This is a genomic window from Streptomyces sp. NPDC048650, from assembly GCF_043199095.1.
Classification (GTDB): domain Bacteria; phylum Actinomycetota; class Actinomycetes; order Streptomycetales; family Streptomycetaceae; genus Streptomyces.
The window spans coordinates 719,976-746,414 of sequence record NZ_JBICVM010000001.1; the positions used below are offsets into that span (position 1 = coordinate 719,976).

The following is a 26,439-nucleotide window of genomic DNA, read 5'->3' on the forward strand; positions in this document are numbered from 1 at the left end:
CAGCAGGGTACTCAGCCACTCTTCAGCCCTCCGTTTTTGTGCCGTCACGCCGCGGGGTTGTCGTAGCCGCTCCCCGGCAGGGGGAACTTGGTCATGTTCGCCTGATGGAACCTGCTGAGCTGTACAACGAAACCGATCGCCCCACTGACGAACGTCTGCACCTCGGTGATGAGCGTCGTCAACCTCGCCCACAGATTGATCATTTCCACGATCTCGGCGGCTACCGCTCCGGCTGCGATCACCGGGCCGAAGACGGTAAAGCTTGTCGAACCGCCAATGGCAGCGGTGATTCCCACCAGCAGGGCCATATCGAGAATCCCACTGAGGAGATCGCCGCATGCCTCCGCGGTATGCCATACGGCCTCCGTGACGAGGCCGTAATGCTCTTTGAGGGAGTCGAACGAATCCTTCATCTCGGCTATGTCTTTGGAGAGCTGCTCGAAGTACACGAACGCCGAGTCTGCGGCATTCCCGGACCAAGCGGCATCCATCGCTTTGTTGCCCGATGCGATGTTCTTGGACAGATCGTCACAGAACTTCCCGAGGGATCCGAACGCCTTCGCGCACGCGGCATACTCCTCCCAGTTCCCGCCCAAGAGTTTTTTCGCTTCGTCGATCGGACTGAATTCGGCGCCGAAAGCGGCGAAGGCGAGTTCAATCCCTTTGTTCGCTATCCATGACGGACTGAGAATGTCACCGTATGAGGTGAGCTCACGGTAGGAACTCGTCGGCTCTTCCTTGTCGCCGTCCACCTTTGGTGAGACAAGGCGCCCGGTCGGTTCTGCTACATCATCGAAACCCATGCGCTGCCCCCGCTGTATTGTCGTGTCAACGCCCCGCGAAGGGTGAGTTGCTACCGCTTGGACCCCGGGTACGTCGAGTCCATCTTCGATGCCTCCCCCTGGTCGGTAGCCTCATAGAACTTGGCGCTCCTGGCCATTTCCCTCTGTGACGCCTCCAGGATTCTGTGCATTTTTTCCAGAGTGGAACTCACGTAGTCAACGACGCTGTCGTGCCCGCTACCCCACATGCTGGCAAGTGCAGATACCGGGCCCTTGTCAAAGGTTCCGATCGAGCACTCTCGCTTCATGTATTCCAGTGCCTTGGTTGCGTCGCCTGAAGCCCTCTCCAATTGCTTGGCAAATGATTGCAGGTCGTCCGGCTCAACCTGGAAGGTCACGTATCCTCCATCAAGATCGTCCGCTCGTGCGCCACATTATGCACGGCACCTGCGCCGATGATCGAATGACCGTATGAGATGGCACCGGGGATGTGTGGAGAGTCCACCGGACTGTTATCGGCGCGGTGCCCGTCGACTCTGCTCAGCGCTTGGCGCTGGGGTCCGGCGCACATGCCCGGACCGGGGAGTCGGCCAAGCGGTTGGCCGGTCGAGGCGCACCTGCCCGGTCGCGCCGCTCGGTGCCCGACGCGGCCCAAGAGACGTGGAACCATCCCGGCAGCCGGTCATTTCAGGGTCCATCGAGACGGCCACCGGCGAGCCGCAACAGGCAGCCTGCCGCCTCGATCGACGGGCCCCCGACGCCCGGCCGAGGTCGTCAGAAAGGCATTGACCACTGGTATCGAGCCCCTCAACGCCCCTCCGGTCAAGTCGAAGTGTGCCCCGGTCCATTCGGCCGGCGGGGTCGGAAGGAAGAGCGCCCATCGGTATGCGGCTGACGGCTCTCCCTCACCGACACCTGCAACGGTGACGTGGACACAGGCGCGTGCGCCGACGCGAAAGACATCCTGGAGGGCGTCCCTCCAAGGCCGGCGCGTTGACGCTCTCTCCCTTTGGACGAGAGCGTGTGCACCGCTCCCGCAGGCTCCTCCGCCGCTCGGGAACCACGGCGCCGATGCTGGTGCTGCAGCTCGATCGGGACGGGCCGGTCCAGCTGGATGCTGCCGCGCCTGGATGAGGGTGCGTTCCGTTGTGGCCGAGCTCTGTACAGCAACGACCCCGTGGTCGTGCCCTCCTTGCACCTGATGTTGTCGATGACCACTGCCGGCCCCGGAGACCTGGCCGAGTGGCTGCCGAGGGGGGACCCCAGCGCATCAGCCGGGAACAGCGATGCGTCCGAGCGGAGTTGCAGGCCGCCTTCGAAGCAGGGCGTTCGGAGTCCTGGTGCGGTGGTCGACTGAGCGGTGATCGGCCTGCTGTCCTCGGCGACGGCAGCACGGCCGGCGTCGAGGCCGGAGTCCCTGTCGCACAGGGCCGACCGAAGGATCGCGCGGGCGGCATGCACGGACTGCAACACTCCACGCACCTCGGTGTGCAGCCGAACGCGCAGTTCACCGCGCATGCTGCGCCGGCGGCCGGTCCACCGGGGTGCCGCGCCACACGTACGGCACCGGTCCGCAGGGTGTGGTGGGACAGCGTCTTTGCCCTCGGTGTGCTTCGGGGGTGGATTTCGCCGACCGCTCAGATCTCGCCCTTGCGGGTCAGGTAGTTGAAGGCCAGCCACCCCGGCAGCACCGGCAGCCAGAAGACCATCAGACGGAACAGCAGCACCGCCGGGAAGGCCGTGTCGCCGGTGAGGCCCGCAATGGTCAGCGCCGTGATCAGCGCGCCCTCCACGGCACCCACACCACCCGGCGTCGGCGCGGCCGAGCCCAGGGCGTTACCGGCGAGGAAGGCGACCGCGATGCTCGCGTAACTGATCTTGTCGCCGCCGCCGAACGCCCGGATCGATGCGTCCAGACACATCACGTTCGCCGCCGTCAGCAGCAGCATCCCGCCGATGCCCGTGATCAGCTTCCGCGGCCGCTGGAGGATGTCCAGCATCCGCGGGACCACACCGGCGAACAGCGACCGCACCCGCGTCGAGACGAACTTGCGCAGCGCCGGCACCGCGGTCACCACCAGCACCAGCACGGCCACGGTCAGCAGCCCGGCGATGACCGTACGCGACGGCGAGATCTGCGGCGCGTGCTCGGTGCCCGTCAGATAGCCGAAGGCCAGCAGCAGCAGGATGTGGCTGCCCAGGCCGAACAGCTGGGAGGCGCCGACGCTCGCCACCGCAAGCCCCGGCCGGACCCCGGCCCGCTGCAGGAAGCGGGTGTTCAGCGCCACCCCGCCGATCGCCGCCGGCGCCACCAGCTTCACGAAGTTGCCCGCGATCTGCGCGATCACCGTACGGACGAACGACACCTTCTCCGTGACGAACCCCAGCAGGCTCATCGCCGCCGCGATGTACGTCAGCGCCGAGAAGAACATCGCCACCAGGACCCACACCCACTGGGCCCGGCTGATCACATCGCCGAGGTTGAAGTTGGTCAGCTGCGACAGCAGCAGATACACCGCGAACGCACCGGCGATCCAGCTGATCAGGATCCGTGGGCTCAGCCGCTCCAGCTTCGCCGGCTCGATCACCGCCGTCGGCCGGATCAGCAGCACCTGGCGGCGGATCTGCGCCAGCAGATCCTCCTCGCGGGCCTCTTCCGACGCCTCCTCCAGAGCCCGCTTCTCGGCGTTCTTCGCGGCATGCCGCTCGGCCCGCAGCGTCTTGCGGTCCTTGGGGCCGGCCGCCTCCCGGGCCTCCCGCGCCTCCTTGGCGGCCTCCGAGGCGGCCAGCACGGCCTCCCGCTCCCGCTTGGCGCGCTCACGGGCCCGCTGGCGCAACGTGGCACGGGTGGTGCGGCTGAGCGCGATCGGCTGCAGCAGCGGCAGACTGTCGGCGACCGCGTCCGGCCCGAGCACCTCCACGGCCGCGGCCACCGCCCGCTCCGCACCGACCCGCAGCCCGCAGGTGGCCAGCAGCTGGGCGATGTCCATCCGCAGGACGAGATCGCCGGCCGCGATCTCCCCGCCGCGCAGCTCGGTCAGAACGATGTTGCCGGAACGATCCACCAGCAGCGCGTCGCCCACCAGCCGCCGGTGCGCGATCCGCCGCGACTGCAACGCCTCGACCTGCCGCCACGCACTGTGCATCAGCGCGTCGGTGATCTCCTCATCGCCCAGCGAGTCGAAACTGCGACCGCCGATGTGCTCGTAGACCAGCATCACCGCGTCCGGCCCCAGCTCGGACGTGGCGATCAGCTTGGGGGCGTTCGCGCCGGCCGCGATCGCCGCATACGCCAGCAGCGCCTCCTGCTCCAGGGCCTGGCGCAGCGACTGCAGGCTGCGGCGCTGATTGATCCCGCGCAGCGACAGCCGCCGCCACACCCGGTAGAAGAAGCCCTGCGCCTGCTGCTCACGGTCGACGACGGTGACGTCGATGGGCGGGCCGTCCTCCAGGGTCACGATGTAGCGCCGGCCCCGGTCGGCGTGCTCGCGGTGGTCCGGGTTGGCCGCGTCCTCGGCGCTCTCCGCGCGCATCGCGCTGACCGGGTGGAAGCCGACCCGGCGCAGCCCCGCGAGGAGGTTCTGGCCGGTGGGGCGGACATTGGGCGAGCCGACGGCGTAGAGCGTGCCGTAGGCGACGGTCCAGCCGATCAGCACCGTCGTGGCGATCGCGAACGGCGTGGTGTATCGCCCGACCAGCACCGCGAACGCGTCCAGCAGCAGCACCGCCCACATCGCGACCCGCCAACGCGGCCGCCGGGACATGCCCACCGCCGTCATATAGGCGATCACCGGCGCCAGATAGCTGTGCACCGGCGCCGACAGGGAGCCGTTCTCCAGCGGCTGGGTGAGCGCCGCCCGGATGGACGGCGGGGCCGCCTCGGCCACCCACAGATCGGTCGCCAGCGACACGCCGTGCGCCAGGACGGCCGCCAGCACGCCGTCCGCGATCCGCAGCCCGTCCCGCTTGATCAGCCGCTCGACGGCGAACGCCACCGGAACGATCAGCACCGCGACGCTGGACGTCAGCCCCGCCAGATTGATCAGCAGCTCGGGCGCCGCTCCGAAGCCCTTGCCGATGTCGTTCTTCAGGCCCTGGGTGGTGCCGTGCGCGAACGTGGCGAGCCCGAGCACCAGCGCGATCCCGACGATGCCCAGCAACAGCCGCAGCAGGTCGGAGGGACGGTGCACCCGGGCCGGCAGCAGCGGCTCGTCGCCGGAGACCCGGTCGACGTGGAACTCGCCGTACTCGTCGGTACTCACATCGGAGCGGTGCGAGCCCGTACGGGGCGTGCCACGCGCCGCACCGGCGGCCCGCTCCGCGTCCGCGCGGTGCTCCGGGCGCCGCTCCCCGTCCTCGGGGGCCGGCTCCTCGTCGTGCCGCGCGGGTGGCTCGGGGTCCGCGGGCTCGTGCGGTCTCTCGGACGCCTCGGGTCGTTCGGCCTTCTTGATCGTGCTCGCCTTTTCCGTCGGCTCGGGGGCGCCGGCGGCCAGCGCGTCAGGGGCGCCCGCCTCCCGTGGAGGCGCCGCACCCTGCTGCTCGGCCGTCTCTTCTTGATCTCGTATCACCAGTCACCGTCCGGAAGATGGTGGCACGGCCGACCACTGACGGGGGCATCAGGGTGCATTTCGGGGGCGCGGAAAGCGGAACGACTGCCACCGCCTGCGCCCGGCGGCGCCGCGCCGGCGGACCTCCACAGGGTTCGGGGACCGTGTGTCCGATCCCATTGTCGGTGCCGTGCGGCAGGATGGACCGAATGAGTGGGACCGGAGACACGGAAGCGGACCGCGCCGGGCACGACACGGCCGGCGAAGCACCCGCCCACGGCGATCTGCCCGAGTACGCCGAACGGGTCCTGGCCGTCGCCGAGCTGATCCCGGCCGGAAAGGTCATGACGTACGGCGACATCGCCGAATGGCTCGACGAGGGCGGACCCCGCCAGGTGGGCCGGGTGATGGCCCTCTACGGCGGCGCAGTGCCCTGGTGGCGCGTGGTGCGCTCCGACGGCGCCCTGCTGCCCGGCAACGAACTGCGCGCCCTGAGCCACTACCGCGCCGAAGCAACGCCGCTGCGCACGGCCGGCGGCCGGGCGACCAGCGGGCACATACCGCGACTGGACATGCGGCGGGCCCGCTGGGACGGCTCGTGAACCGCCTGGCGTAGCGTCGTCCGGCACCCCCGCCACCGGCACCCCCGCCACCGGCCCACCGGTGCCCGGCGGCCCCTGGCCCGCCCACCCGACCCACCGCACACCGATCAGCAACCCCACCAGGACCGGCGATCCACGTGAGTTCCTCCTTCTCGGCCGTCCCCTCGACGCCGCCGCACCCGGCGGCACGGCGGGATGCCCCCGGCACGTACCGGCTGGTGCGTACCCCGCCGGTGCCGATGGACCCTCCTGCCTTGGACGCAGCCCAGCGCGCCGTGGTTGACCACCGCCACGGACCGCTCCTGGTGCTCGCCGGCCCCGGCACCGGCAAGACGACCACCCTCGTGGAGTCGGTCGCCCGCCGGGTGCACGACGGCACCGACCCCGAGCGCATCCTCGTCCTCACCTTCAGCCGCAAGGCCGCCGTCCAACTCCGCGACCGCCTCGCCACCCGCACCGGCGCCGGCCGCGCCCCGCGCGCCACCACCTTCCACTCCTTCGCCTACGCCCTGGTCCGCGCCCACCAGGACGCCGACCTCTTCGCCGACCCGCTGCGCCTGCTCTCCGGACCCGAACAGGACCTCGTCGTCCGCGAGCTCCTCGAAGGCCAGGCCGAATCGGCCGACGACGGCCGCGCCCACATCACCTGGCCCGACGAACTCCGCGCCTGCCTGACCACCCGCGGCTTCGCCGACGAGGTCCGCGCCGTCCTCGCCCGCAGCCGCGAACTGGGCCTGGGCCCCGACACCCTCGGCGCCTTCGCCCGCCGCACCGGCCGCCCCGACTGGAGCGCCGCCGCAGCCTTCCTCGCCGAATACCTCGACGTCCTGGACGCCCAGGGCGTCCTCGACTACGCCGAACTGATGCACCGCGCCGCCCTGCTCACCGAGGACCCCCGCGTCGCGGCACAGCTCGCCACCGCCTACGACGCCGTCTACGTCGACGAGTACCAGGACACCGACGTCGCCCAGATACGGCTGCTGCGCGCCCTGGCCGGCAACGACGGCGCCCCCGCCGCCCCCGGCTCCCCGGGACGCACGCTCCTCGCCTTCGGCGACCCCGACCAGTCGATCTACGCCTTCCGCGGCGCCGACGTGGGCGGCATCCTCGACTTCCCCGAAACCTTCCGGCGCGGCGACGGCACCCCCGCCCCGGTGGCCGTCCTCACCACCTCCCGCCGCGCCGGCGCCACCCTGCTCGCCGCCACCCGACTCCTCACCCACCGGATGCCGCTCACCCGCCTCCCCGCCGGCAAGGTACGCGCCCACCGCGAACCGACCCCCCTGCGCGACGGCGGCCGCGCCGAGGCGTACACCTACCCCACCCCCGGCGCCGAACTGGACAACATCGCCGACATCCTGCGGCGCGCCCACCTCGAGGACGGCGTGCCCTGGCGCGACATGGCCGTCCTCGTCCGCGCCGGAGGCCGCTCGATCCCCGCCGTACGCCGGGCCCTCACCTCCGCCGGAGTACCCCTCGACATCGACGGCGACGACCTCCCGCTCCGCCACGAACCCGCCGTCGCCCCCCTCCTGACCGCCCTGCGGACGGCCGCCCGCACAGTCCTCGACGACGCCCCACCGCTCGACGCCGAGACCGCCCTGGACCTCCTCACCTCCCCCCTGGGCGGCATGGACTCCGCCGACCTGCGGCGCCTGGGCCGCGCCCTGCGCGAGGAGGAACGCGCCGCCGGCCACACCCCGCCCCCGCCCTCCGACGAACTCATCGCCCGGGCACTGACCGAACCCGAACGCCTCATCGCCCACGACCCCGCATACGCCCGCGGCGCCCAGCGCCTCGGCCGCCTGCTGCGCAAGGCCGGCGAACTCCTGGCCGGCGGCGGCACCGCCGAAGCGGCCCTGTGGGAACTCTGGGACAACACCCCCTGGCCGGGCCGCCTCGAACGCGCCGCCCGGCGCGGCGGCACGGCCGGCCGCAACGCCGACCGCGACCTCGACGCCGTCGTCGCCCTCTTCGAGACCGCCGCCCGCGCCGAGGAACGCACCGGCGGCCGCGGCGCCCTGAACTTCCTGGAAGAACTGGACGCCCAGGACATCGCCGCCGACACCCTCACCCGCCGCACCGTCCGCCCCGACGCCGTCCGCCTGATGACCGCCCACCGCGCCAAGGGCCTGGAATGGCACCTGGTGATCGTCGCCGGCGTCCAGGAAGGACTCTGGCCCGACCTGCGCCGCCGCGGCTCCCTCCTCGAAGCGGACCGCATCGGCCGCGACGGCCTCGCCGAACCCCTCACCCCCGGCGCCCTGCTCGCCGAGGAACGCCGCCTCTTCTACGTCGCCGCCACCCGCGCCCGCGAACGCCTCGTCGTCACCGCCGTCAAGGCCGCCGCCGACGACGGCGACCAGCCCTCCCGCTTCCTCACCGAACTCGGCACCACCCCCCAGGACGTCACCGGCCGCCCCCGCCGCCCCCTCGCCGTCGCCGCCCTCGTCGCCGAACTGCGCGCCACCACCGTCGACCCGGCCGCCACCGACGCCCTGCGCGACGCCGCCGCCCAACGGCTCGCCAGACTCGCCGCGCTCACCGACGACGACGGCCACCCCCTGGTACCCGCCGCCCACCCCGACAGCTGGTGGGGCCTGCACGACGCCACCCACAGCGGCGTCCCGCTCCGCGACCGCGACCGCCCCGTCGTCCTCTCCGGCAGCGCCCTCGACCAGCTCGCCAACACCTGCTCCCTCCAGTGGTTCCTCGGCCGCGAGGTCAAGGCCGACAAGCCCGCCACCGCCGCCCAGGGCTTCGGCAACGTCGTCCACGTCCTCGCCGACGAAGTCGCCTCCGGCCGCACCCCCGCCGACCTCGGCGTCCTGATGGCACGCCTGGACTCCGTCTGGGACGCCCTCGCCTTCGACGCCCCCTGGAAGTCCCGCCAGGAAAAGGACACGGCACGCGCCGCCCTCGAACGCTTCCTGCGCTGGCACGTCATGGCACACGACACCCACGGCCGGGACGCCGTCGCCAGCGAACACGGCTTCGACGTCACCCTCACGGCAGGCGCCTACGAGGTCCGCATCCGCGGCAGCATGGACCGCGTCGAACGAGACGCCCACGGCCGCGCCTACGTCGTCGACTTCAAGACCGGCAAACAGAAACCGACCGGCCCCGAGGTCGCCCGCCACCCCCAGCTCGCCGTCTACCAGCTCGCCGTACGCGAAGGCGCCGTCGACGACGCCTTCGACGGCCACACCCCCGAGCCCGGCGGCGCCGAACTCGTCCACCTGCGCCTGGGCGCCCCCCGCAAGGACGGCGGCGACACCCTCCCCGCCGTCCAGGCACAGCCGCCACCCGACGGCGAATGGGTCGGCGACCTCCTCGCCACCGCCGCCGGCCGCGTCCTGGAAGAACGCTTCACCCCCACCACCGGCACCCACTGCACCCACTGCGCCTTCCGCGCCTCCTGCAGCGCCCAGCCCGAAGGCCGGCACATCGTGGAGTGACGCGCGCAACACCCCGAGAGGACCGCCGCACGACCCGCCCCGCCCCGAATGTCGGTGCCGCCCGTTACGGTTTCGGATGTGCCAGCCCGCATCACCGACCCCGAGCAGCTCAAAGAACTCCTCGGCATCCCGTTCACCCCGGAGCAGACGGCGTGCATCACCGCCCCGCCCGCCCCGCAGGTCATCGTGGCCGGCGCCGGATCCGGCAAGACGACGGTGATGGCCGCCCGCGTGGTGTGGCTGGTGGGCACCGGCCAGGTCGCCCCCGAACAGGTCCTCGGACTGACCTTCACCAACAAAGCCGCCGGCGAACTCGCCGAACGCGTCCGCACCGCCCTCCACGCCGCCGGCATCACCGACCCCGAAGCCCTCCCCACCGACGGCCCCGGCGCACAGCAGCCCCCCGGCGAGCCCCGCATCTCCACCTACCACGCCTTCGCCGGCCAGCTCCTCAAGGACCACGGCCTGCGCATCGGCCTCGAACCCAGCGCCCGACTCCTCGCCGACGCCACCCGCTTCCAGCTCGCCGCCCGCGTCCTGCGCGCCGCCCCCGGCCCCTACCCGTCACTCACCACCTCCCTGCCCTCCCTCGTCGAGGACCTCCTCGCCCTCGACGGCGAACTCGCCGAACACCTCGTGGACCCCGCCCGCCTCCACGCCCACGACAGCGACCTCCTCACCACCCTCGACGCCACCCCCCTCACCAACGCCGACCTGCGCAAGGTCCCCGAAACAGCCCGCGCCCGCCGCGAACTCCTCGACCTCGTCCGCGCCTACCGCGACGAAAAACGCCGCCGCGACCTCCTCGACTTCGGCGACCAGATCGCCCTCTCCGCCACCCTCGCCACCACCCGCCCCGAAGTCGGCCACGCCCTGCGCGACGAATTCCGCGTCGTCCTCCTCGACGAATACCAGGACACCTCCGTCGCCCAGCGCCTCCTCCTCTCCGGCCTCTTCGGCGCCGGCACCGGCACCCCCACCGGCCACGCCGTCACCGCCGTCGGCGACCCCTGCCAGGCCATCTACGGCTGGCGCGGCGCCTCCGTCGCCAACCTCGACGACTTCCCCGCCCACTTCCCCTTCCCGGACGGCACCCCCGCCCACCGCTTCGCCCTCAGCGAGAACCGCCGCAGCGGCGGCCGCCTCCTCGACCTCGCCAACGGCCTCGCCGCCCCCCTGCGCCGGATGCACGAAGGCGTCGAAGCCCTGCGCCCCGCCCCCGGCGCCGAACGCGACGGCACGGTCCGCTGCGCCCTGCTGCCCACCCACGCCGAAGAGCTCACCTGGCTCGCCGACTCCCTCGCCCACCTCGTCCGTACCGGCACCCCACCCGGCGAGATCGCCGTCCTGTGCCGCACCGCCGGCGACTTCGCCCGCATCCAGGGCGAACTCGTCGCCCGCGACATCCCCGTCGAGGTCGTCGGCCTCTCCGGGCTCCTCCACCTCCCCGAGATCGCCGACCTCGTCGCCGTCTGCGAAGTCCTCCAGGACCCCACCGCCAACGCCGCCCTGGTCCGCCTCCTCATCGGCCCCCGCTGGCGCATCGGCCCCCGCGACCTCGCCCTCCTGGGCCGCCGCGCCCGCACCCTCGTCCACCACGGCGGCCCCTCCGGCGACCCCGAACAGCGACTCGCCGAAGCCGTGGAAGGCGTCGACCCGGCCGAGACCCTCTCCCTCGCCGACGCCCTCGACACCTTCCTGGAAGCCGACGGCCCCGACGACGGCCTGCCCTTCTCCACCGAGGCACGCATCCGCTTCGCCCGCCTCGCCACCGAGCTCCGCGACCTGCGCCGCTCCCTCGGCGACCCCCTCATGGACGTACTCCACCGCGTGCTGACCACCACCGGCCTGGAGGTCGAACTCTCCGCCTCCCCGCACGCCCTCGCCGCCCGCCGCCGCGAAACCCTCAGCAGCTTCCTCGACATCGCGGCCGGCTTCGCCGCCGTCCAGGGCGGCTCCTCCCTCGACGGCGAGGCCACCCTGCTCGCCTTCCTCGGCTTCCTGCGCACCGCCGTCCAGCACGAAAAGGGCCTCGACAGCTCCCTCCCCGGCGGCGACAACACCGTCAAGGTGCTCACCGCCCACAAGTCCAAGGGCCTGGAATGGGACGTCGTCGCCGTCCCCGGCCTGGTCGCCCGGCAGTTCCCCGGCGAACAGGCCCGTGACTCCTGGATCACCCAGGCCAAGGTCCTCCCGCACGCCCTGCGCGGCGACGCCGCCACCCTCCCCGACGTCGAGGACTGGGACGCCCGCGGCCTGAAGACCTTCAAGGAGGCGATGAAGGACCACCAGAAGACCGAGGAACTCCGCCTCGGCTACGTCACCTTCACCCGCCCCCGCTCCCTCCTCCTGGGCTCCGGCCACTGGTGGGGCCCCAGCCAGAAGCGCCCCCGCGGCCCGTCCGCCTTCCTGCACGCCCTGCGCGAGCACTGCGAGACGGGCCACGGCGAGATCGAGGCATGGGCCGACGCCCCCGAGGAGGACGCCGAGAACCCCGCCCTCGCCGAAGCCGCCACCGAACAGGCCTGGCCGCTGCCCCTGGACCCCGTCGCCACGGCACGGCGCCGGGCCGCCGCCGCCACCGTCCGCGCCCACCTGACACGCCTCGAACAGCCCGCCGCCGTACCCACCCCCGGGCCCGCCCCCGTACCCACCCCCAGGCCCACACCCGGGCCGCTCTTCGCCGACGACCCCGAGTGGCCCCCGCCACCGGAAGAGGAAACGGCCGAGCCCTACGACGAGGCATCCGCCCGCCCCCGCACCGGCCGGCACGCCGACGCTCACACCGACCCCTACGACGGCCCCGTTGCGGACGACGAGCCCGTCGCGTACCTCGAACCCGACGAGCCCGACCCCTTCGACACCGCCGACCCCTTCGACACCCCCGACGCGTACGGCGACCCCACCGCCACCCCTGAAAGCCCCTACGCCACCCCGGCCGCCGCTCCCCGCATCATCGCCCAGCGCTCCGCCCCACCCGCCGCCGCCGAAGCCGGCCCCCCGGACACCCCCGACACCCTCCTCCCCGAGGAACGCCGCACCATCGGCTCCTGGGACCGCGACCTCGACGCCCTGGCCGACGAACTCCGCCGCTCCCGGGCAACCGTCCACGACGTCCCCCTCCCGCCCACGCTCAGCGCCACCCAGCTGCTCCACCTCGCCGCCGACCCCGACGGCTTCGCCCGCGAGCTCGCCCGCCCCATGCCCCGCCCGCCCCGGCCCGGAGCCCGCCGCGGCACCCGCTTCCACGCCTGGGTCGAATCCCGCTTCGAGGAACTCGCGCTGCCACTCCTCGGCCCCGACGAACTCCCCGGCACCCAGCCGGACGACACGGAGATCGCCGACGAACGCGAACTCGAAGCCCTCAAGGAAGCCTTCGCCCGCACCCCGTACGCCGACCGCACCCCGTACCGCGTCGAGGCCCCCTTCCAGCTCACCCTCGCCGGACGCGTCATCCGAGGCCGCATCGACGCCGTCTACAAGGAGAGCGGCCCCAGGGGCGATCGCTTCGAGATCGTCGACTGGAAAACCAGCCGAGCCCAGCCCCGCGGCCGCGGCCCCCTGCGCACCCCGGGCGCCGACCCCCTCCAGCTGGCCGTCTACCGCATCGCCTGGGCCGAACGCCACGGCCTGCCGCCCTCCGCCGTGGGCGCCGCCTTCGTCTACATCCGCAGCGGCGAAGTGGTCAGACCCCGGCGACTGCCCGGCCGCGCCGGACTCGAACGGATCCTGCTCGGCGAGACCGCCGACGGGAACCCCCCGGAAGGCCGATAGGCTCGGCCATATGAGCACCACCCCGGACAACGCCGTCCGCGCGTACATCGCCGCCCACCGCGAAGAATTCCTCGACGACCTCGCGGAGTGGCTGCGCATCCCCTCCGTCTCGGCCGACCCGGAGCGCGCCGGCGAGGTACGCCGCAGCGCCGAATGGCTCGCCGCGAAGCTCACGGACACCGGATTCCCCACCGCCGAGATCTGGGAGACCGACGGCCTGCCCGCCGTCTTCGCCGAATGGCCCTCCGGCGACCCCGCCGCACCGACGGTGCTCGTCTACGGCCACCACGACGTACAGCCCGCCGCCCGCGAGGACGGCTGGCACACCGACCCCTTCGAGCCGCACACCACCGACGGCAAGCTCTACGCCCGCGGCGCCGCCGACGACAAGGGCCAGGTCTTCTTCCACACCCTGGGCGTCCGCGCACACCTCGCCGCCACCGGACGCACCGCACCCGCCGTGAACCTCAAGCTCCTCATCGAGGGCGAGGAGGAATCCGGCTCCCCGAACTTCCCCGCCCTGATCACCCGGCACGCCGACCGCCTCGCCTGCGACGCCGTCATCGTCTCCGACACCGGCATGTGGGCCGAGGACACCCCCACCGTCTGCACCGGCATGCGCGGCCTGACGGACTGCCAGATCGACCTCCACGGCCCAGACCAGGACATCCACTCCGGCTCCTTCGGCGGCGCCGTGCCCAACCCCGCCACCGAGGCCGCCCGGCTGGCCGCCGCGCTCCACGACGACGACCGCCGCGTCGCCGTCCCCGGCTTCTACGACGGCGTACTCGAACTCACCGAACGCGAACGCGAACTCTTCGCCGAGCTGCCCTTCGACGAGGACCGGTGGCTGCGCACCGCCCATTCCCACGCGGCCCTCGGCGAGCGCGGCAGCACGACACTGGAGAGGATCTGGGCCCGCCCCACCGCCGAGGTCAACGGCATCGGCGGCGGCTACCAGGGCCCCGGCGGCAAGACCATCGTCCCGGCCACCGCCCAGCTCAAACTCTCCTTCCGGCTGGTCGCCGGCCAGGACGCCCCCGCCGTCCAACAGTCCGTACGCGACTGGGTCGCCGCCCGCCTCCCGGCCGGCATCCGCCACGAGATCACCTTCTGGGGCGCCACCCGCCCCTGCCTCACCCCGCTCGACCACCCCGCGCTCCAGTCCGTCGTCCGCGCCATGGGACGAGCCTTCGGCCAGAAGATCCGCTTCACCCGCGAGGGCGGCTCCGGCCCGGCCGCCGACCTCCAGGACGTCCTCGGCGCCCCGGTCCTCTTCCTCGGCATCTCCATCCCCTCCGACGGCTGGCACGCACCGAACGAGAAAGTCGAGCTCGGCCTGCTGATGAAGGGCGTCGAGACCGCCGCCCACCTCTGGGGCGACCTGGCGGACACCTGGCCCCCTGCGGCCTGACCTCCGCCCGTACCACCGACCCGAACCGCGCCGCACGCAGCAAAACACCCACGCCACTGGGGGAGTTGGATACGCAGTGACCACCTGGACCGACCACAGCGCCGACCGGCCGATCACCTTCAGCGCACCCAGCGGAATCGACCGCTCCGCGCACCACCGCCTCGACGAGGCATGGCTCGCAGCGGCCTGGAGCCACCCGACGACACGCGTCTTCGTGGTGTCCGGCGGTCAGGCGCTGATCGACGACACCCCCGACGGCCGCACCGAACTGATCACGACGCCGTCCTTCGAGGCGCCGCTGACCGAGGCCCACCGCTACTACCTCGGCACCGACGAGGACGGCGTCAGCTACTTCGCCCTCCAGAAGGACGCCCTCCCCGGCCGCATGGACCAGTCCGCCCGCCCGGCGGGCCTTCGCGAGGCGGGCCTGCTGCTCTCGCCCCGCGACGCCGGCCTCCTCGTCCACGCCGTGGCGCTGGAGAACTGGCAGCGCCTCCACCGCTTCTGCTCACGCTGCGGCGAGCGCACCGTCATCGCGGCCGCCGGACACATCCGCCGCTGCCCGGCCTGCGGCGCCGAGCACTACCCGCGCACCGACCCGGCCGTGATCATGCTCGTCACCGACGAGGAGGACCGGGCCCTCCTCGGCCGCCAGGTCCACTGGCCCGAAGGCCGCTTCTCCACGCTCGCCGGCTTCGTCGAGCCCGGCGAATCCATCGAGCAGTCGGTCGCCCGCGAGGTCTTCGAGGAGGCCGGCGTCGTCGTCGGCGAGGTCGAGTACGTGGCCAGCCAGCCCTGGCCCTTCCCCTCCAGCCTCATGCTCGGCTTCATGGCCCGCGCCACCTCCTCCGAGATCCAGGTCGACGGCGAGGAGATCGAGGAGGCCCGCTGGTTCTCCCGCGAGGACCTGCGCGCCGCCTTCGAGTCCGGCGAGGTCCTCCCGCCGTACGGCATCTCCATCGCCGCCCGCCTCATCGAGCTCTGGTACGGCAAGCCCCTCCCCAGGCCCTGACGACAAAGCCGTGGGCCGGGCCCCTCCAGGGGGCCCGGCCCACGGCTTTGTCGGAGCCGGTGAGCAGCCTCACACGCCGATCTTCTCCTTGACCTGCGCCAGGGACGGGTTCGTCAGCGTCGAACCGTCGGGGAAGCGCACGGTCGGCACCGTCTGGTTGCCGCCGTTCGCCTTCTCCACGAACGCCGCCGACTCCGGGTCGTGCTCGATATTGACCTCGGTGTACGCGATGCCCTCGCGGTCCATCTGGCCCTTCAGCCGACGGCAGTAGCCGCACCAGGTAGTGCTGTACATCGTCACAGTGCCCGCCATGCGCCCCGCGCTCCTTATGTCTCGAATCCGAGCCGCCCGACATCATGTCCGTCGCAACGACTAGCACGTGAACGCACAGGGTGGCCGGACCATTCCCGGGGCCGGGGCCGGGGCCGGGGCCGGGGCCCGAGGCCCGAGGCCCGGGAATGGGTGGGGGCCCGGGAATGGGTGGGGGCCCGGGAATGGGTGGGGGCCGGTGGGCGGGGGTGTTTCCCGGGCGGGCCGGGGTGATGGGGGGCTGTCGTTCTTGGCCTGCGGCTTCCTACAGGGCCCCCGCCCCCCCGCCCCCTGGCCCACCCCTCTGCCCCCACCCCCGGCTCCCCGGCCCCTCGGCACCCGCGCCGCCCCCGCCCCCGGCCGCCCCCTCGGCCCCCGGCCGCCACCGGCTCCCGGGCCCCCAATCCCACGCCCCCAGTCCCACGCCCCCGCCCGGCAAGCGCCGCCGGCTGGGCCCTCCTCCACCTACCGCGTCCGGGCGGCAACCGCTGTCGCCGTCCCGCCCCGCGCTCCGGCCCGTCGCCGGATCTCGGCAGCCGCGGCCGTGCGGCGTTCCGCGGATCCGGCCGGAGGGTCGCCCCGGCCTTGACCGCCGGAGACAGCGAAGCAGAGCGCTCGGGTCGCGGGGCGTCGCTTTTCCACAGGAGAGGGGGCAGGTGTGACCGGAACCCGGCACCTGTGGACGACTTTCCGGGTGTCTTCGTGGACCTGGCAGCATGGCGGGGTGACAGCAGCAACGGACTCCACTCTCTTCCCGCAGGTCCCCGAGTCGGCCGACGCGGTGCTCGACGGGCTCGACCCCGAGCAGCGCGAGGTCGCGACGGCCCTGCACGGTCCGGTGTGTGTGCTGGCCGGGGCCGGGACGGGGAAGACCCGCGCGATCACGCACCGGATCGCGTACGGCGTGCGGGCCGGGATCCTGCAGCCGGCCAGTGTTCTTGCCGTCACGTTCACCGCGCGCGCGGCCGGTGAGATGCGGGGGCGGCTGCGTCAGCTCGGCGCGGGCGGGGTCCAGGCCAGGACGTTCCACTCCGCGGCCCTGCGGCAGCTGCAGTTCTTCTGGCCGAAGGCCGTCGGCGGCGAGGTTCCGCGGCTGCTGGAGCGCAAGGTCCAGGTGGTGGCCGAGGCCGCCGCGCGGTGCCGTGTCCGGCTCGACCGCAATGAGCTGCGGGATGTCACGGGGGAGATCGAGTGGTCCAAGGTCACCCAGACCGTGCCCGCCGACTATCCGGCCGCGGTCGTCAAGGCCGGGCGTGAGGCCCCGCGCGACCCGGCCGAGATCGGGCAGATCTACGGCACGTACGAGCAGCTCAAGCGCGAACGGGGCACCATCGACTTCGAGGACGTGTTGTTGCTCACGGTCGGTGTGCTGCAGGACCGGCACGACATCGCCGAGCAGGTCCGGAGCCAGTACCAGCACTTCGTCGTGGACGAGTACCAGGACGTCAGCCCGCTGCAGCAGCGGCTGCTGGACCTGTGGCTGGGGGAGCGCGACAACCTGTGCGTGGTCGGCGACGCCAGCCAGACGATCTACAGCTTCACCGGCGCCACCCCGGACCATCTGCTGAACTTCCGCACCCGCCATCCGAACGCCACGGTCGTCAAGCTCGTCCGCGACTACCGCTCCACCCCCCAGGTGGTGCACCTCGCCAACGGGCTGCTCGGGCAGGCCAAGGGACGCGCCGCCGAGCACCGGCTGGAGCTGGTCTCGCAGCGGGAGGCCGGGCCGGAGCCCGCGTACGCGGAGTACGCGGACGAGCCGGCCGAGGCGGAGGGCACGGCGCGCCGTATCCGGGATCTCATCGCCTCCGGTGTCCCCGCCTCCGAGATCGCCGTCCTGTTCCGCATCAACGCCCAGTCCGAGGTCTACGAACAGGCGCTGGCCGACGCCGGTGTGCCCTACCAGCTGCGCGGGGCCGAGCGGTTCTTCGAGCGGCCCGAGGTGCGGGAGGCCGGTGTCAAGCTGCGCGGGGCCGCCCGGTTCGGGGGCAACGACACGTTGCTCGACGGCACGGTCGGGCTGCCGTCCGAGGTGCGGGCGGTGCTCAGTGACATGGGCTGGACGAGTGAGCCGCCGGCCGGGTCCGGGGCGGTGCGTGACCGCTGGGAGTCCTTGGCGGCGCTGGTGCGGCTCGCGGAGGACTTCGCCAAGGCCCGCCCCGAGGCCACCCTCGCCGATCTCGTCGCCGAGTTGGACGAGCGGGCGAATGCGCAGCACGCCCCGACGGTCGAGGGTGTGACGCTCGCTTCGCTGCATGCCGCGAAGGGCCTGGAGTGGGACGCCGTCTTCCTGGTGGGCCTCACCGAAGGCATGATGCCGATCACTTATGCCAGGACGGACGAGCAGATCGAGGAGGAGCGTCGGCTCCTGTATGTCGGGGTGACCCGCGCCCGGCTGCATCTGGGGCTGTCGTGGTCGCTGGCCCGCTCTCCGGGCGGCCGTGCCTCGCGCCGTGCCAGTCGGTTCCTCAACGGCCTGCGGCCCGGCGCGGGGGCGGCGGCGGGCCGCCGCACGCCGGGCGCGGCCGCCGGTGGCGTCGAGCGCGGCGTTGCGGCAGCGGGGGCGAACCGGCGCAGGGAGCGCCGTCCGGCCCGCTGCCGCATCTGCAACAAGACCCTGACGGACGCGGGCGAGATGAAGCTGATGCGCTGTGAGGAGTGCCCGTCGGAGATCGACGAGGCGCTCTACGAGCGGCTGCGGGACTGGCGGGCCGAGCAGGCCGGCCGGTCGCGGCAGCCCGCCTACTGCGTCTTCACCGACAAGACCCTGATGGCGATTGCCGAGGCGGTTCCGGGAACCGAACCGGAGCTTGCGGGCATCTCAGGGGTGGGACGGCGAAAGCTGGACCGCTACGGGGCGGACGTGCTGGCACTCTGCGCCGGCGAGGAGCTCGTGGACGTGGTGGGGGAGTCCTCCACGGACGCCGCGGAAAACTCGTCGGAAAAATAGTTTGCGCGTGTGGAGCGCAGCCCCATAGCCTTCACAAGCAACGGAGACAACGGAAATCTTCCGAGATCCGATGGCTTCGTGCTGTACTTGAACAAGCTTGGAACGGGATTCCCGGTCCACCGAGACGCCGAGAGGAGGCGAGCCCAGTGATCAGCATTATCAAGACCGACAAAATGACCGATCTCTCGGTCGTCGCCACCTGCGCTCTCGGCTCCTCGCTCCTTGGCACTGGTCTGTCCGGCTTCGGCCGCCTGTCCGGTACCGAGGTCGCGCGCCCCGAATCCCTCGCTGTGCTGACGCGCAGTGAGCGCACCGCGCGACCGACCGAGGCACCTGAGGTAGCGGCAGCGGCGGCACAGGCGAATGCCTTTGCCTTCGCGGCGGCGGCCAATGGTGCCGGATCCCGGAATCAGTACCAGACGCATGAAATGTGGGCCTACCGCGGCCTCGAACCCTGGAGAGATCCAGCCTGATCGGCAGATCAGGTCGGCACCTTCCAGGGCCGCGGAACCCACACCGGGATCCGCGGCCCTTTTGTTTGCCCAACGCGCCCGCCACCAGCCGGGCCGAAACAGACGAGGAACACACACCGTGCAACTGCAGACGCACACCCCGTCCGTAGCGACCGACCTGATCCCTCCGCCCGACCCCCAGGAGAACTCCTTGCTGCCCCTCACCGAGCTCGACGACGAGATCGACCGCCTCGGCGCTGCTGTCCCGTGCCGTACCTACGACCCCGAGGTCTTCTTCGCCGAGTCCCCGGCCGACGTCGAGTACGCCAAGGCGCTGTGCCAGTCCTGTCCGGTCCGTGAGGCCTGCCTCGCCGGCGCCAAGGACCGCCGTGAGCCGTGGGGCGTCTGGGGCGGCGAGCTCTTCGTCCAGGGCGTTGTCGTGCCGCGGAAGCGGCCGCGTGGCCGTCCGCGCAAGAACCCGGTCGCGGCATGAACACCACCGGCACAGGAACGATCGACCGTCCCGTCACACGGGATCCCAAGAAGCAGGACCCCACGATGAACCCCTCTTTCACCACCACCCCCGTTGCCGCGAACCCCGGTGCGATCGAGTCGCGCCAGAACAGGAACCTCGAAATGCAACTCATCCCAGAAGCCTTGGCGCGTGCGCATATGCATGAACGCCTGCGGGAGGCCGAATCCGAACGCAGGGCGTACCGGCTTGCGGCAGCGCGGCGTATGCAGCGGCGTGCCGAGCGCGCGTCGCTGCGTGCCCGCCGCGCGCTGGCCATGGCTGTGATGCAGTGACGATGGCCGTGATGCAGTAACGGGGGTCTGCATCCGAGTTCCACGGGGTCCGTCCGACAGGGCGGGCCCCGTGGTGCGTTGCGTCCCTGTTCGCGGCGTTGACGGGGATATCGTCGGATGGTGGAACAGCAGACTCATGACGAGACGGAGCTGCCCGGCGACCGCTTGGTGTGTGCCGGCTGCGGGGCGGTGGCCGAGGGCGACCCGCCGATGTGGACGTGTTCGGTGGAGAACGGCGAGCGCCGCTACTTCTGCGAGACCTGTGCGCGGGAGAACATCCGGGCCATCGAGGGGCGCCTGGACTCGAGCTGGTGGTGAGGGTCGGTGGTGTGCCGGTGGTGGGGCGGCGGGGCGCCCCGTCCGCCGGACCGGACCGCTCAGGCCGGGCTCTCCTCGACCGCCCCCTTCCCCCGCTCCGTCTCGATGTCGGCGTCGGCGCCCGCTTCGATGTCCACTTCGACGTCCGTTGCGAGGCCGGTTTCCTCCGCTTCCGCCTCCTCCGGTACGAACCCGGGCATCCACGCCTCCAGCTCGTCGCGCAGGCGTACCGTCGCCCCCAGCTGGCACAGCACCCCGATCGTGCTCAACGTCACACGGTGGATGAGCAGATAGGCGGGCGGCAGATTGATCCGCTTGCCCAACTGGTGGGCGGGGGAGCGGGGATCGCCGATGCGGGTTGCCTGATGGCGCATCCAGTCGCGGGTGAAGGTGAATGCCTCGACCTGCGCCGGCTCGATGATCGGCAGCAGGTACTCCAGTACCGCTTCCGGATCCAGTTCGATGCTGTCCTTGACGAAGCCTTCTTCGCGCAGCAGCTGGTAGACGGCGTCCGCCTCGCCGTCCAGCGTCATCCGCAGCGAGGTACCGATGGTCGGCGGCAGCCCCTCGGGCAGGCGGTCCACGGTGCCGAAGTCCAGCACGCCCAGCCGCCACTGCCCGGCGGTGCCGGCCGGGCCGTCCCCGGCCAGCAGCCGGAAGTTGCCCGGATGGGGGTCGGCGTGCAGCAGGCCGGTGCGGGCGGGGCCGGAGAAGAGAAAGCGGGCCAGCAGCTGTCCGGCCCGGTCGCGCTGCTCCTCGTTGCCGTCCGTGATGACCTCGGACAGCGGTACGCCGTCCATCCACTCCGTCACCAGCACCTGGTCGCTCTGGTGGACGACGTCCGGGACGACCACATCCGGGTCGTCGGCGAACTCCGCGGCGTGCGCCCGCTGGGCCTCGGCCTCCAGGGAGTAGTCCAGCTCCTCGGAGACCCGGTCGCGCAGCTCGGTGATCAGCGGCTTGATGTCCATGCCCGGGATCAGCGGCCCCAGCAGCCGCGCGAACCGGCTCAGCTGTCCGAGGTCCGAGAGCAGGGCCTGGCCCGCCCCCGGATACTGCACCTTGACGGCCACTTCGCGGCCGTCGTGCCACACCGCGCGGTGCACCTGCCCGATGGAGGCGGCGGCCGCAGGTTTGTCCTCGAACTCTTCGAACAGTTCGCGCCAGTCGTCACCGAGCCGTTCGGTGAGAACGGAGTGCACGGTGCTGGTCGGCATCGGCGGCGCCGCTTCCTGAAGCTTGGTCAGGGCGGCGCGGTAGGGCCCGGCGATCTCCTCGGGCAGCGCAGATTCGAATACGGACAGTGCCTGCCCGAACTTCATCGCACCGCCCTTCAGCTCGCCGAGCACCTTGAAGAGCTGCTCCGCGGTGCGCTGTTGGAGCTCGCGGCCGACGATCTCGGCGGATCTGCCGCCTATCCGCTTGCCCAGGCCCCAGGTGGCACGGCCGGCGAACCCCAGCGGCAGCGCGGCCAGCTTGGCGGTGCGGGTGACCGCCTTGCGGGGAAGATCAGACATGCGCCCCTCCAACTCACACTGTCCCCCTACCGGGGTTACTCCGTCATTGTGGCGTCTCGCGTTCGAGAATCCGAGGCGCCTGCCGTGCCGGTGCGGTGGCGGCCCCGCAACCGCACTGCGGATGCGGCGCGATCCGCACCGTGCGCACGCTCGCACACGGCAGCGCGAGTTCCATGCGTGCCCCCGTGCAGGGAGGGAGTTCGCCGTCGAGGAACGTCAGCGCCTGGACCGCGGCGAGCCCCGCCACCGCCGTCGCGAGCGCGCTGTCGCAGGCCGGTACGGCGGGGGAGCCGCGCCCGGACCGCCACTGGGCCAGCAGCCGCGGCCAGGCCGGCTCCGCGTCCGTGCGGTGCAGTTCGTCGCAGCGGGCGCACGCCGAGCCGCCCGGCAGCACCAGCGGGCCCACCACACCCGTGCCCTCGATCACCCCGGCGTAAAGATGGGGGATGCCGGCGCTGAGCAGCGGTTCGGACAGGACGGGATCGGGGGCGTAGGCGGCGAGGCCGTCGCGCGGTGCGAGGACCACGAGGGAGAGTCCGGGTTCGCCGGAATCGCTGACCGGCACCCTCGGCCGAGGTGCGCGGCTCCAGGGGGAGGACCGCTGGACGAGCCGTCGCGCGCCGGCATCGCGCCGCTCGCCGATCCGTTCGGCGGGCAGCCCGCCCGGTGTGACGTCCCACGGTGCGACGTCTCCGCCGTCCAGCACTTCCACTCGGCCGATGCCCGCGGCCGAGAGCAGTGCGGCGACCGCGGCGCCCACCCGCCCCGCCCCGCGCACCCGCGCGCGAACCGCCCGGCGTGCCCCCATCCGTCCCATGGCGCCCCCTGTTTCGGGGTGCCGGACCGAGAGCGACGCCAGATCCGGCCGCAGCCGGTCGAAGGCGGCGCCGTCGGCTCGTACGGCTTCGGTGCCGGGCCCGCTCGCGGTCGTGTCCTCCAGCAGACCGGCCGTGCCGAGGCGGTCCACCACACCCCGCGCGTGGGCCGGTGGCAGGTCCAGTGCTCCGGCGTCCGCGACCAGCTGCGGCACGGTGCGTGTGCCGTCGATCATTTGCAGGAAGCTGCCGGTCGCGGTGTCCAGTGGCCCCACCACCACGGCATGGGCCGGTGCCACGCCGAAGCGCACCGTCTCCCGGTCCCGCCAGCCGCGCCGCAGCGCGGGCTTGAGCATCGGATGCATGATCCGCCCCCGTTTCTTCTCGTCAGGTCCTCAGCATGGGGCGGAACGGGAAGCGGTGGAGAAAGTTGTCCACAGGCCGTGGGTATTGGTCATACAAGCTGTGCACGTCGTGGAGCGTTTCGGTGGCGAACCCTCCGCGGGGCGGGACTTCGCGCCGGGAGGGCGGGTAACGTCGGGCGCGTGCCCGCCGACCCTTCCCCGCGCGGTGCAGGAGAGACGCCCCTGCGCCGTACCGCTGACCCTTCGCGCGGGGCCGGTGCGGGCCCGGAGGCGCGTGGCCCGGGCGCCGGTGTGGTGGAGGTGCGCCGCAGTTCACGGCGGCGCAGAACGGTCTCCGCGTACCGCGAGGGCGACCGGACGATCGTGCTCATTCCGGCCCGTATGTCCGAGGCCGAGGAGCGTCGTTGGATCACCGTCATGCTGGACAAGCTGGCCGCTCAGGAGAGCAGGAAGATGCTGGGCGGCAGCGAGCTCGCGGAGCGGGCCGAGCGGCTGTCCGACCAGTTCCTCCAGGGCCGGGCCCGCCCCGTGTCGGTGCGCTGGGTGACCAACCAGAACACCCGCTGGGGGTCGTGCACCCCGGCCGAGGGCAGTATCCGCCTGTCGCACCGTCTGCAGGGCATGCCGGAGTACGTCATCGACTACGTCCTGCTGCACGAGCTCGCCCATCTCCTGGTGCCCGGCCACGGGCCGCGGTTCTGGAGCCTGCTGGAGTCCTACCCGCGCACCGAGCGGGCCCGCGGCTACCTCGAGGGAGTGGTCGCGGCCGGCCGTCTGCCGCATCTGCCCGCGGCGCGCAGCGAATGACGGCCGTGCGGGGCGGTATTGGCGGCGCCCCGGCATCGCCCGCTGTCGGCGGCAGCGGTTAGCCTGGCGCGTGACGAACTCACAGCGGGAGCGGGGGACGGTCGGAGCGTATGGCCAGGGAATTCCAGCGGGGCCACAAGGCCAAGATCAGTGATCTCACGGCGGGCACGGATCTGTACGTCGGCGTGCAGATCGGTGGTCCCGGCCTGTCCTTCGACATCAGCTGCTTCGGTCTGGACGCCGCGGAGCGGCTGTCCGACGACCGCTACTTCATTTTCTTCAACCAGCCCAAATCGCCCGAGGAGTCCATCCAACTGCTCGGCGCGCAGGCGGGCGACGCCGAGTCCTTCCGGGTCACCCTCGACGGCATTCCGCCGCACATCCAGAAGCTCTCCTTCACCGCCGCCCTCGACGGCGCCGGCCAGGTCTCCCAGATCGGCCCCGGCCACATCCGGATCGTGGCCGGCGGCGAGGAGGTCGCCCGCTACTCCTTCGACGGCAGCGAGTTCAGCACCGAACGCGCCGTGATGCTCGGCGACTTCTACCTCAAGGACGTCTGGCGGTTCGCCGCGGTCGGCCAGGGTTTCGACGGCGGCCTGGAGGCGCTGCTGAAGAACTTCGGCGGCGAGGTCGCCGAAGAGGCCCCAGAGGCGCCCGCGCCCGCGACGGCCCAGGGGGTGCCCGGTTTCGCGCCGCCCGGCGGGGCGGCCCCGGCGCCCGCACCGTCGTTCGCGCCGCCCGCCCCGGCGCCGGTGCCGCAGCAGCAGCGCGCCCCCGACTTCGGCCCGCCGCAGGGGGCGCCCGCGCCCGCCCCGCAGCAGCCGCAGGCCCCGCAGCCCCCGGCCGCCCCGCAGGTCCACAGCGCGCCGACCATCGCCGCGCCCATGGTGCCGCCGGGCGGCCCGGTGCCGCCGCCCGGAGTGCCCGGCCCGCCCGGACAGCAGCCCTACGGCGGCCCCGCGCCCGGCGGTCACCCAGGCCAGCACCCCCCGCAGGCGCCCCCGTACGGGCAGCCGTCCCCGGGGCAGGACCCTTACGGCCAGTTCCCCGGCCAGCCCGCCCCGTACGGTCAGCCGGGCCAGCAGCCCCCGGGCGCCCCGTATCCGGGCCAGGCCCCGACCGTCCCCCAAGGGGGCGGCCCCGGCCTGGGCGTGGTCCTGGACAAGTACAAGGAAGCCCCCACCGGCCAGCGCTGGGCACCGCAGAACAGCAAGCTGATCCGCGTCGACCTCGGTGTCGACGGTCAGCCGGTGCTCGCCCGCCAGGGCAGCATGGTGCTCTATCAGGGCAAGGTCGACTTCGGCTACAAGGGCGCCGGCTTCCGCGGCCGGATCGTCGGCAACGCCACCGGCCAGGAGATGCAGCTGATGCGCTGCACCGGCCAGGGCCAGGTGTTCTTCGCCGAGAACAGCGCGCACGTCCACCCCATCGAGCTGCAGGGCGACGCGATCTGCGTGTCCGCCGAGGCCGTCCTGGCCTTCGACGAGTCGCTCCAGCACGAGGTCCGCCGGATCGAGGGCCACGGCATCCCCGGCGGTGCCCTGTTCACCATGCAGTTCCAGGGGACCGGCACCATCGTCGTCAAGACCCAGGGCACGCCCGTCGTGCTGCCGGTCACGCCGACCACCTTCGCCGACGCCAACGCCATCGTCGCCTGGTCCGCCGCCTCCCAGGTGATCATCTCCAGCCAGGTGAGCCTGCGCCGGCAGGCCTATCCGGGGCACTCCGGAGAGACCGTGAACCTCCAGTTCCGCGGTGCACCCGGCAACTTCATCGTCGTCCAGCCCTACGAGGTCTGAGGGAGCCCGTAAAACATGAACCAGCAGCAGCTGTCGGGCTACGTCCCGACCCCGCCCGCCGCCCGCATGGAGAACCACGGCAACGCCATGGTGAAGATCGCCATGCAGAGCGGCCAGGACGTCTTCGCGCGCACCGGCTCGATGGTCGCCTACGAGGGTTTCGTCCAGTACGAGCCGAATCCGCCCGCCGTGCGCCAGATGGCCTCCCAGTGGTTCACCGGCGAGGGCGCACCGCTGATGAAGTGCTCCGGCGACGGACTGCTCTTCCTCGCCGACTACGGCGCCGACGTGGTCTGCATCAACCTGAACGGCGACTCGCTCTCCGTCAACGGCACCAATCTCCTCGCCTTCGACGCCCAGCTCCAGTGGGGCGTGCAGCGCGTCAAGGGGATGGCGAAGTTCGCCGGCCAGGGGCTCTTCAACGTCGGGATCTCCGGCACCGGCTGGGTCGCGCTGACCTCCCGGGGCACGCCCATCGTCGTCGACTGCGGCCGCGGCGAGGACGAGACCTATGTGGACCCGGACGCCCTGGTGGCCTGGTCGACCCACTTGAAGATGAAGGGCAAGCGCAGCTTCAAGGCGTCCTCGATGATCGGGCGCGGCAGCGGCGAGGCGTACCAACTGGGCTTCTCCGGCCAGGGGTTCGTCGTCGTCCAGCCCAGCGAGGACAGCACCGACCGGCTCCGGGCCCGGGGCTGAGGGGGAGGACCG

19 protein-coding genes are annotated in these 26,439 nt (G+C 72.2%); 13 read left to right on the plus strand and 6 right to left on the minus strand.

Annotation, left to right across the window (positions count from 1 at the left end):
- Positions 1-44 precede the first annotated feature (44 nt).
- The 3 genes from ACGFML_RS03335 to ACGFML_RS03345 form a co-directional block, all read right to left on the minus strand.
- The gene (locus ACGFML_RS03335; RefSeq protein WP_393539435.1) at positions 45-803 is read right to left on the minus strand and encodes a hypothetical protein; all 759 of its coding nucleotides are present in this window, start codon (positions 801-803) and stop codon (positions 45-47) included.
- Positions 804-853: 50 nt separating this feature from the next.
- Positions 854-1,180 (minus strand): WXG100 family type VII secretion target, encoded by a 327-nt coding sequence (locus tag ACGFML_RS03340; protein WP_393539437.1) that lies wholly within the window; start codon positions 1,178-1,180, stop codon positions 854-856.
- Between the two features lie 1,239 nt (positions 1,181-2,419).
- Positions 2,420-5,350: a lysylphosphatidylglycerol synthase domain-containing protein gene (locus ACGFML_RS03345; protein ID WP_393539439.1), complete on the minus strand. Its 2,931-nt coding sequence runs from the start codon at positions 5,348-5,350 to the stop codon at positions 2,420-2,422.
- 188 nt (positions 5,351-5,538) lie between these two features.
- Here ACGFML_RS03345 and ACGFML_RS03350 point away from each other — a divergent pair, with 188 nt between their 5' ends.
- The 5 genes from ACGFML_RS03350 to nudC all read left to right on the plus strand — a co-directional run bounded on the left by ACGFML_RS03350 (position 5,539) and on the right by nudC (position 15,589).
- Positions 5,539-5,931: an MGMT family protein gene (locus tag ACGFML_RS03350; protein ID WP_393539441.1), complete on the plus strand. Its 393-nt coding sequence runs from the start codon at positions 5,539-5,541 to the stop codon at positions 5,929-5,931.
- 137 nt (positions 5,932-6,068) lie between these two features.
- Positions 6,069-9,389 (plus strand): ATP-dependent helicase, encoded by a 3,321-nt coding sequence (locus tag ACGFML_RS03355; RefSeq protein WP_393539443.1) that lies wholly within the window; start codon positions 6,069-6,071, stop codon positions 9,387-9,389.
- Between the two features lie 48 nt (positions 9,390-9,437).
- Positions 9,438-13,163, plus strand: a complete 3,726-nt coding sequence (locus ACGFML_RS03360; protein ID WP_393539444.1) for a UvrD-helicase domain-containing protein — start codon at positions 9,438-9,440, stop codon at positions 13,161-13,163.
- A gap of 10 nt (positions 13,164-13,173) precedes the next feature.
- Positions 13,174-14,577 (plus strand): dipeptidase, encoded by a 1,404-nt coding sequence (locus ACGFML_RS03365; protein WP_393539446.1) that lies wholly within the window; start codon positions 13,174-13,176, stop codon positions 14,575-14,577.
- Between the two features lie 76 nt (positions 14,578-14,653).
- Positions 14,654-15,589 carry an NAD(+) diphosphatase gene (nudC, locus tag ACGFML_RS03370; protein WP_393539448.1) on the plus strand — a complete coding sequence of 312 codons (936 nt, stop codon included), beginning with the start codon at positions 14,654-14,656 and terminating at the stop codon, positions 15,587-15,589.
- Between the two features lie 69 nt (positions 15,590-15,658).
- Here the strand turns inward: nudC and ACGFML_RS03375 are convergent, their stop codons facing one another.
- Positions 15,659-15,901, minus strand: a complete 243-nt coding sequence (locus ACGFML_RS03375) for a mycoredoxin (RefSeq protein ID WP_393539450.1) — start codon at positions 15,899-15,901, stop codon at positions 15,659-15,661.
- Between the two features lie 721 nt (positions 15,902-16,622).
- Between ACGFML_RS03375 and ACGFML_RS03380 the strand changes: the two genes are divergently transcribed.
- The 5 genes from ACGFML_RS03380 to ACGFML_RS03400 all read left to right on the plus strand — a co-directional run bounded on the left by ACGFML_RS03380 (position 16,623) and on the right by ACGFML_RS03400 (position 20,425).
- Complete coding sequence (locus ACGFML_RS03380) at positions 16,623-18,848, plus strand: ATP-dependent DNA helicase UvrD2 (protein ID WP_393539452.1); 2,226 nt, start codon at positions 16,623-16,625, stop codon at positions 18,846-18,848.
- A 146-nt stretch (positions 18,849-18,994) separates the two neighbouring features.
- Positions 18,995-19,321, plus strand: a complete 327-nt coding sequence (locus tag ACGFML_RS03385) for a hypothetical protein (RefSeq protein ID WP_393539454.1) — start codon at positions 18,995-18,997, stop codon at positions 19,319-19,321.
- 118 nt (positions 19,322-19,439) lie between these two features.
- Positions 19,440-19,793 (plus strand): WhiB family transcriptional regulator, encoded by a 354-nt coding sequence (locus ACGFML_RS03390; protein ID WP_393539456.1) that lies wholly within the window; start codon positions 19,440-19,442, stop codon positions 19,791-19,793.
- Positions 19,790-20,107 (plus strand): hypothetical protein, encoded by a 318-nt coding sequence (locus ACGFML_RS03395; protein WP_393539458.1) that lies wholly within the window; start codon positions 19,790-19,792, stop codon positions 20,105-20,107. The genes ACGFML_RS03390 and ACGFML_RS03395 overlap by 4 nt, the downstream gene beginning before the upstream one ends.
- A gap of 117 nt (positions 20,108-20,224) precedes the next feature.
- Entirely contained in the window at positions 20,225-20,425 is a 201-nt protein-coding gene (locus ACGFML_RS03400; protein WP_393539460.1) for a hypothetical protein, read from the plus strand.
- Between the two features lie 59 nt (positions 20,426-20,484).
- Here ACGFML_RS03400 and ACGFML_RS03405 read toward each other — a convergent pair whose 3' ends face one another.
- Positions 20,485-21,942: an ABC1 kinase family protein gene (locus ACGFML_RS03405; RefSeq protein WP_393539462.1), complete on the minus strand. Its 1,458-nt coding sequence runs from the start codon at positions 21,940-21,942 to the stop codon at positions 20,485-20,487.
- A gap of 43 nt (positions 21,943-21,985) precedes the next feature.
- On the minus strand, positions 21,986-23,113 hold the full coding sequence (locus ACGFML_RS03410; protein WP_393539464.1) for a ThiF family adenylyltransferase: 1,128 nt from the start codon (positions 23,111-23,113) through the stop codon (positions 21,986-21,988).
- Positions 23,114-23,302: 189 nt separating this feature from the next.
- Here ACGFML_RS03410 and ACGFML_RS03415 point away from each other — a divergent pair, with 189 nt between their 5' ends.
- The 3 genes from ACGFML_RS03415 (at position 23,303) to ACGFML_RS03425 (ending at position 26,427) form a co-directional block, all read left to right on the plus strand.
- Positions 23,303-23,929: a M48 family metallopeptidase gene (locus ACGFML_RS03415; RefSeq protein WP_393539466.1), complete on the plus strand. Its 627-nt coding sequence runs from the start codon at positions 23,303-23,305 to the stop codon at positions 23,927-23,929.
- A gap of 110 nt (positions 23,930-24,039) precedes the next feature.
- Complete coding sequence (locus ACGFML_RS03420; RefSeq protein ID WP_393539468.1) at positions 24,040-25,728, plus strand: TerD family protein; 1,689 nt, start codon at positions 24,040-24,042, stop codon at positions 25,726-25,728.
- A 15-nt stretch (positions 25,729-25,743) separates the two neighbouring features.
- A complete protein-coding gene (locus ACGFML_RS03425) occupies positions 25,744-26,427 on the plus strand; it encodes an AIM24 family protein (protein WP_393539470.1) in 684 nt (227 codons plus the stop codon).
- The last annotated feature ends 12 nt before the right edge of the window (positions 26,428-26,439 follow it).

Excerpts from the sequence above, each read along its gene's own strand:
- ACGFML_RS03335 (WP_393539435.1), bottom strand. The coding sequence starts at position 803 with ATGGGTTTCGATGATGTAGCAGAACCGACCGGGCGCCTTGTCTCACCA.
- ACGFML_RS03350 (WP_393539441.1), top strand. The coding sequence starts at position 5,539 with ATGAGTGGGACCGGAGACACGGAAGCGGACCGCGCCGGGCACGACACG.
- ACGFML_RS03360 (WP_393539444.1), top strand. The coding sequence starts at position 9,438 with ATGTCGGTGCCGCCCGTTACGGTTTCGGATGTGCCAGCCCGCATCACC.
- ACGFML_RS03365 (WP_393539446.1), top strand. The coding sequence starts at position 13,174 with ATGAGCACCACCCCGGACAACGCCGTCCGCGCGTACATCGCCGCCCAC.
- ACGFML_RS03375 (WP_393539450.1), bottom strand. The coding sequence starts at position 15,901 with ATGGCGGGCACTGTGACGATGTACAGCACTACCTGGTGCGGCTACTGC.
- ACGFML_RS03395 (WP_393539458.1), top strand. The coding sequence starts at position 19,790 with ATGAACACCACCGGCACAGGAACGATCGACCGTCCCGTCACACGGGAT.
- ACGFML_RS03400 (WP_393539460.1), top strand. The coding sequence starts at position 20,225 with ATGGTGGAACAGCAGACTCATGACGAGACGGAGCTGCCCGGCGACCGC.
- ACGFML_RS03405 (WP_393539462.1), bottom strand. The coding sequence starts at position 21,942 with ATGTCTGATCTTCCCCGCAAGGCGGTCACCCGCACCGCCAAGCTGGCC.
- ACGFML_RS03410 (WP_393539464.1), bottom strand. The coding sequence starts at position 23,113 with ATGCTCAAGCCCGCGCTGCGGCGCGGCTGGCGGGACCGGGAGACGGTG.
- ACGFML_RS03420 (WP_393539468.1), top strand. The coding sequence starts at position 24,040 with ATGGCCAGGGAATTCCAGCGGGGCCACAAGGCCAAGATCAGTGATCTC.
- ACGFML_RS03425 (WP_393539470.1), top strand. The coding sequence starts at position 25,744 with ATGAACCAGCAGCAGCTGTCGGGCTACGTCCCGACCCCGCCCGCCGCC.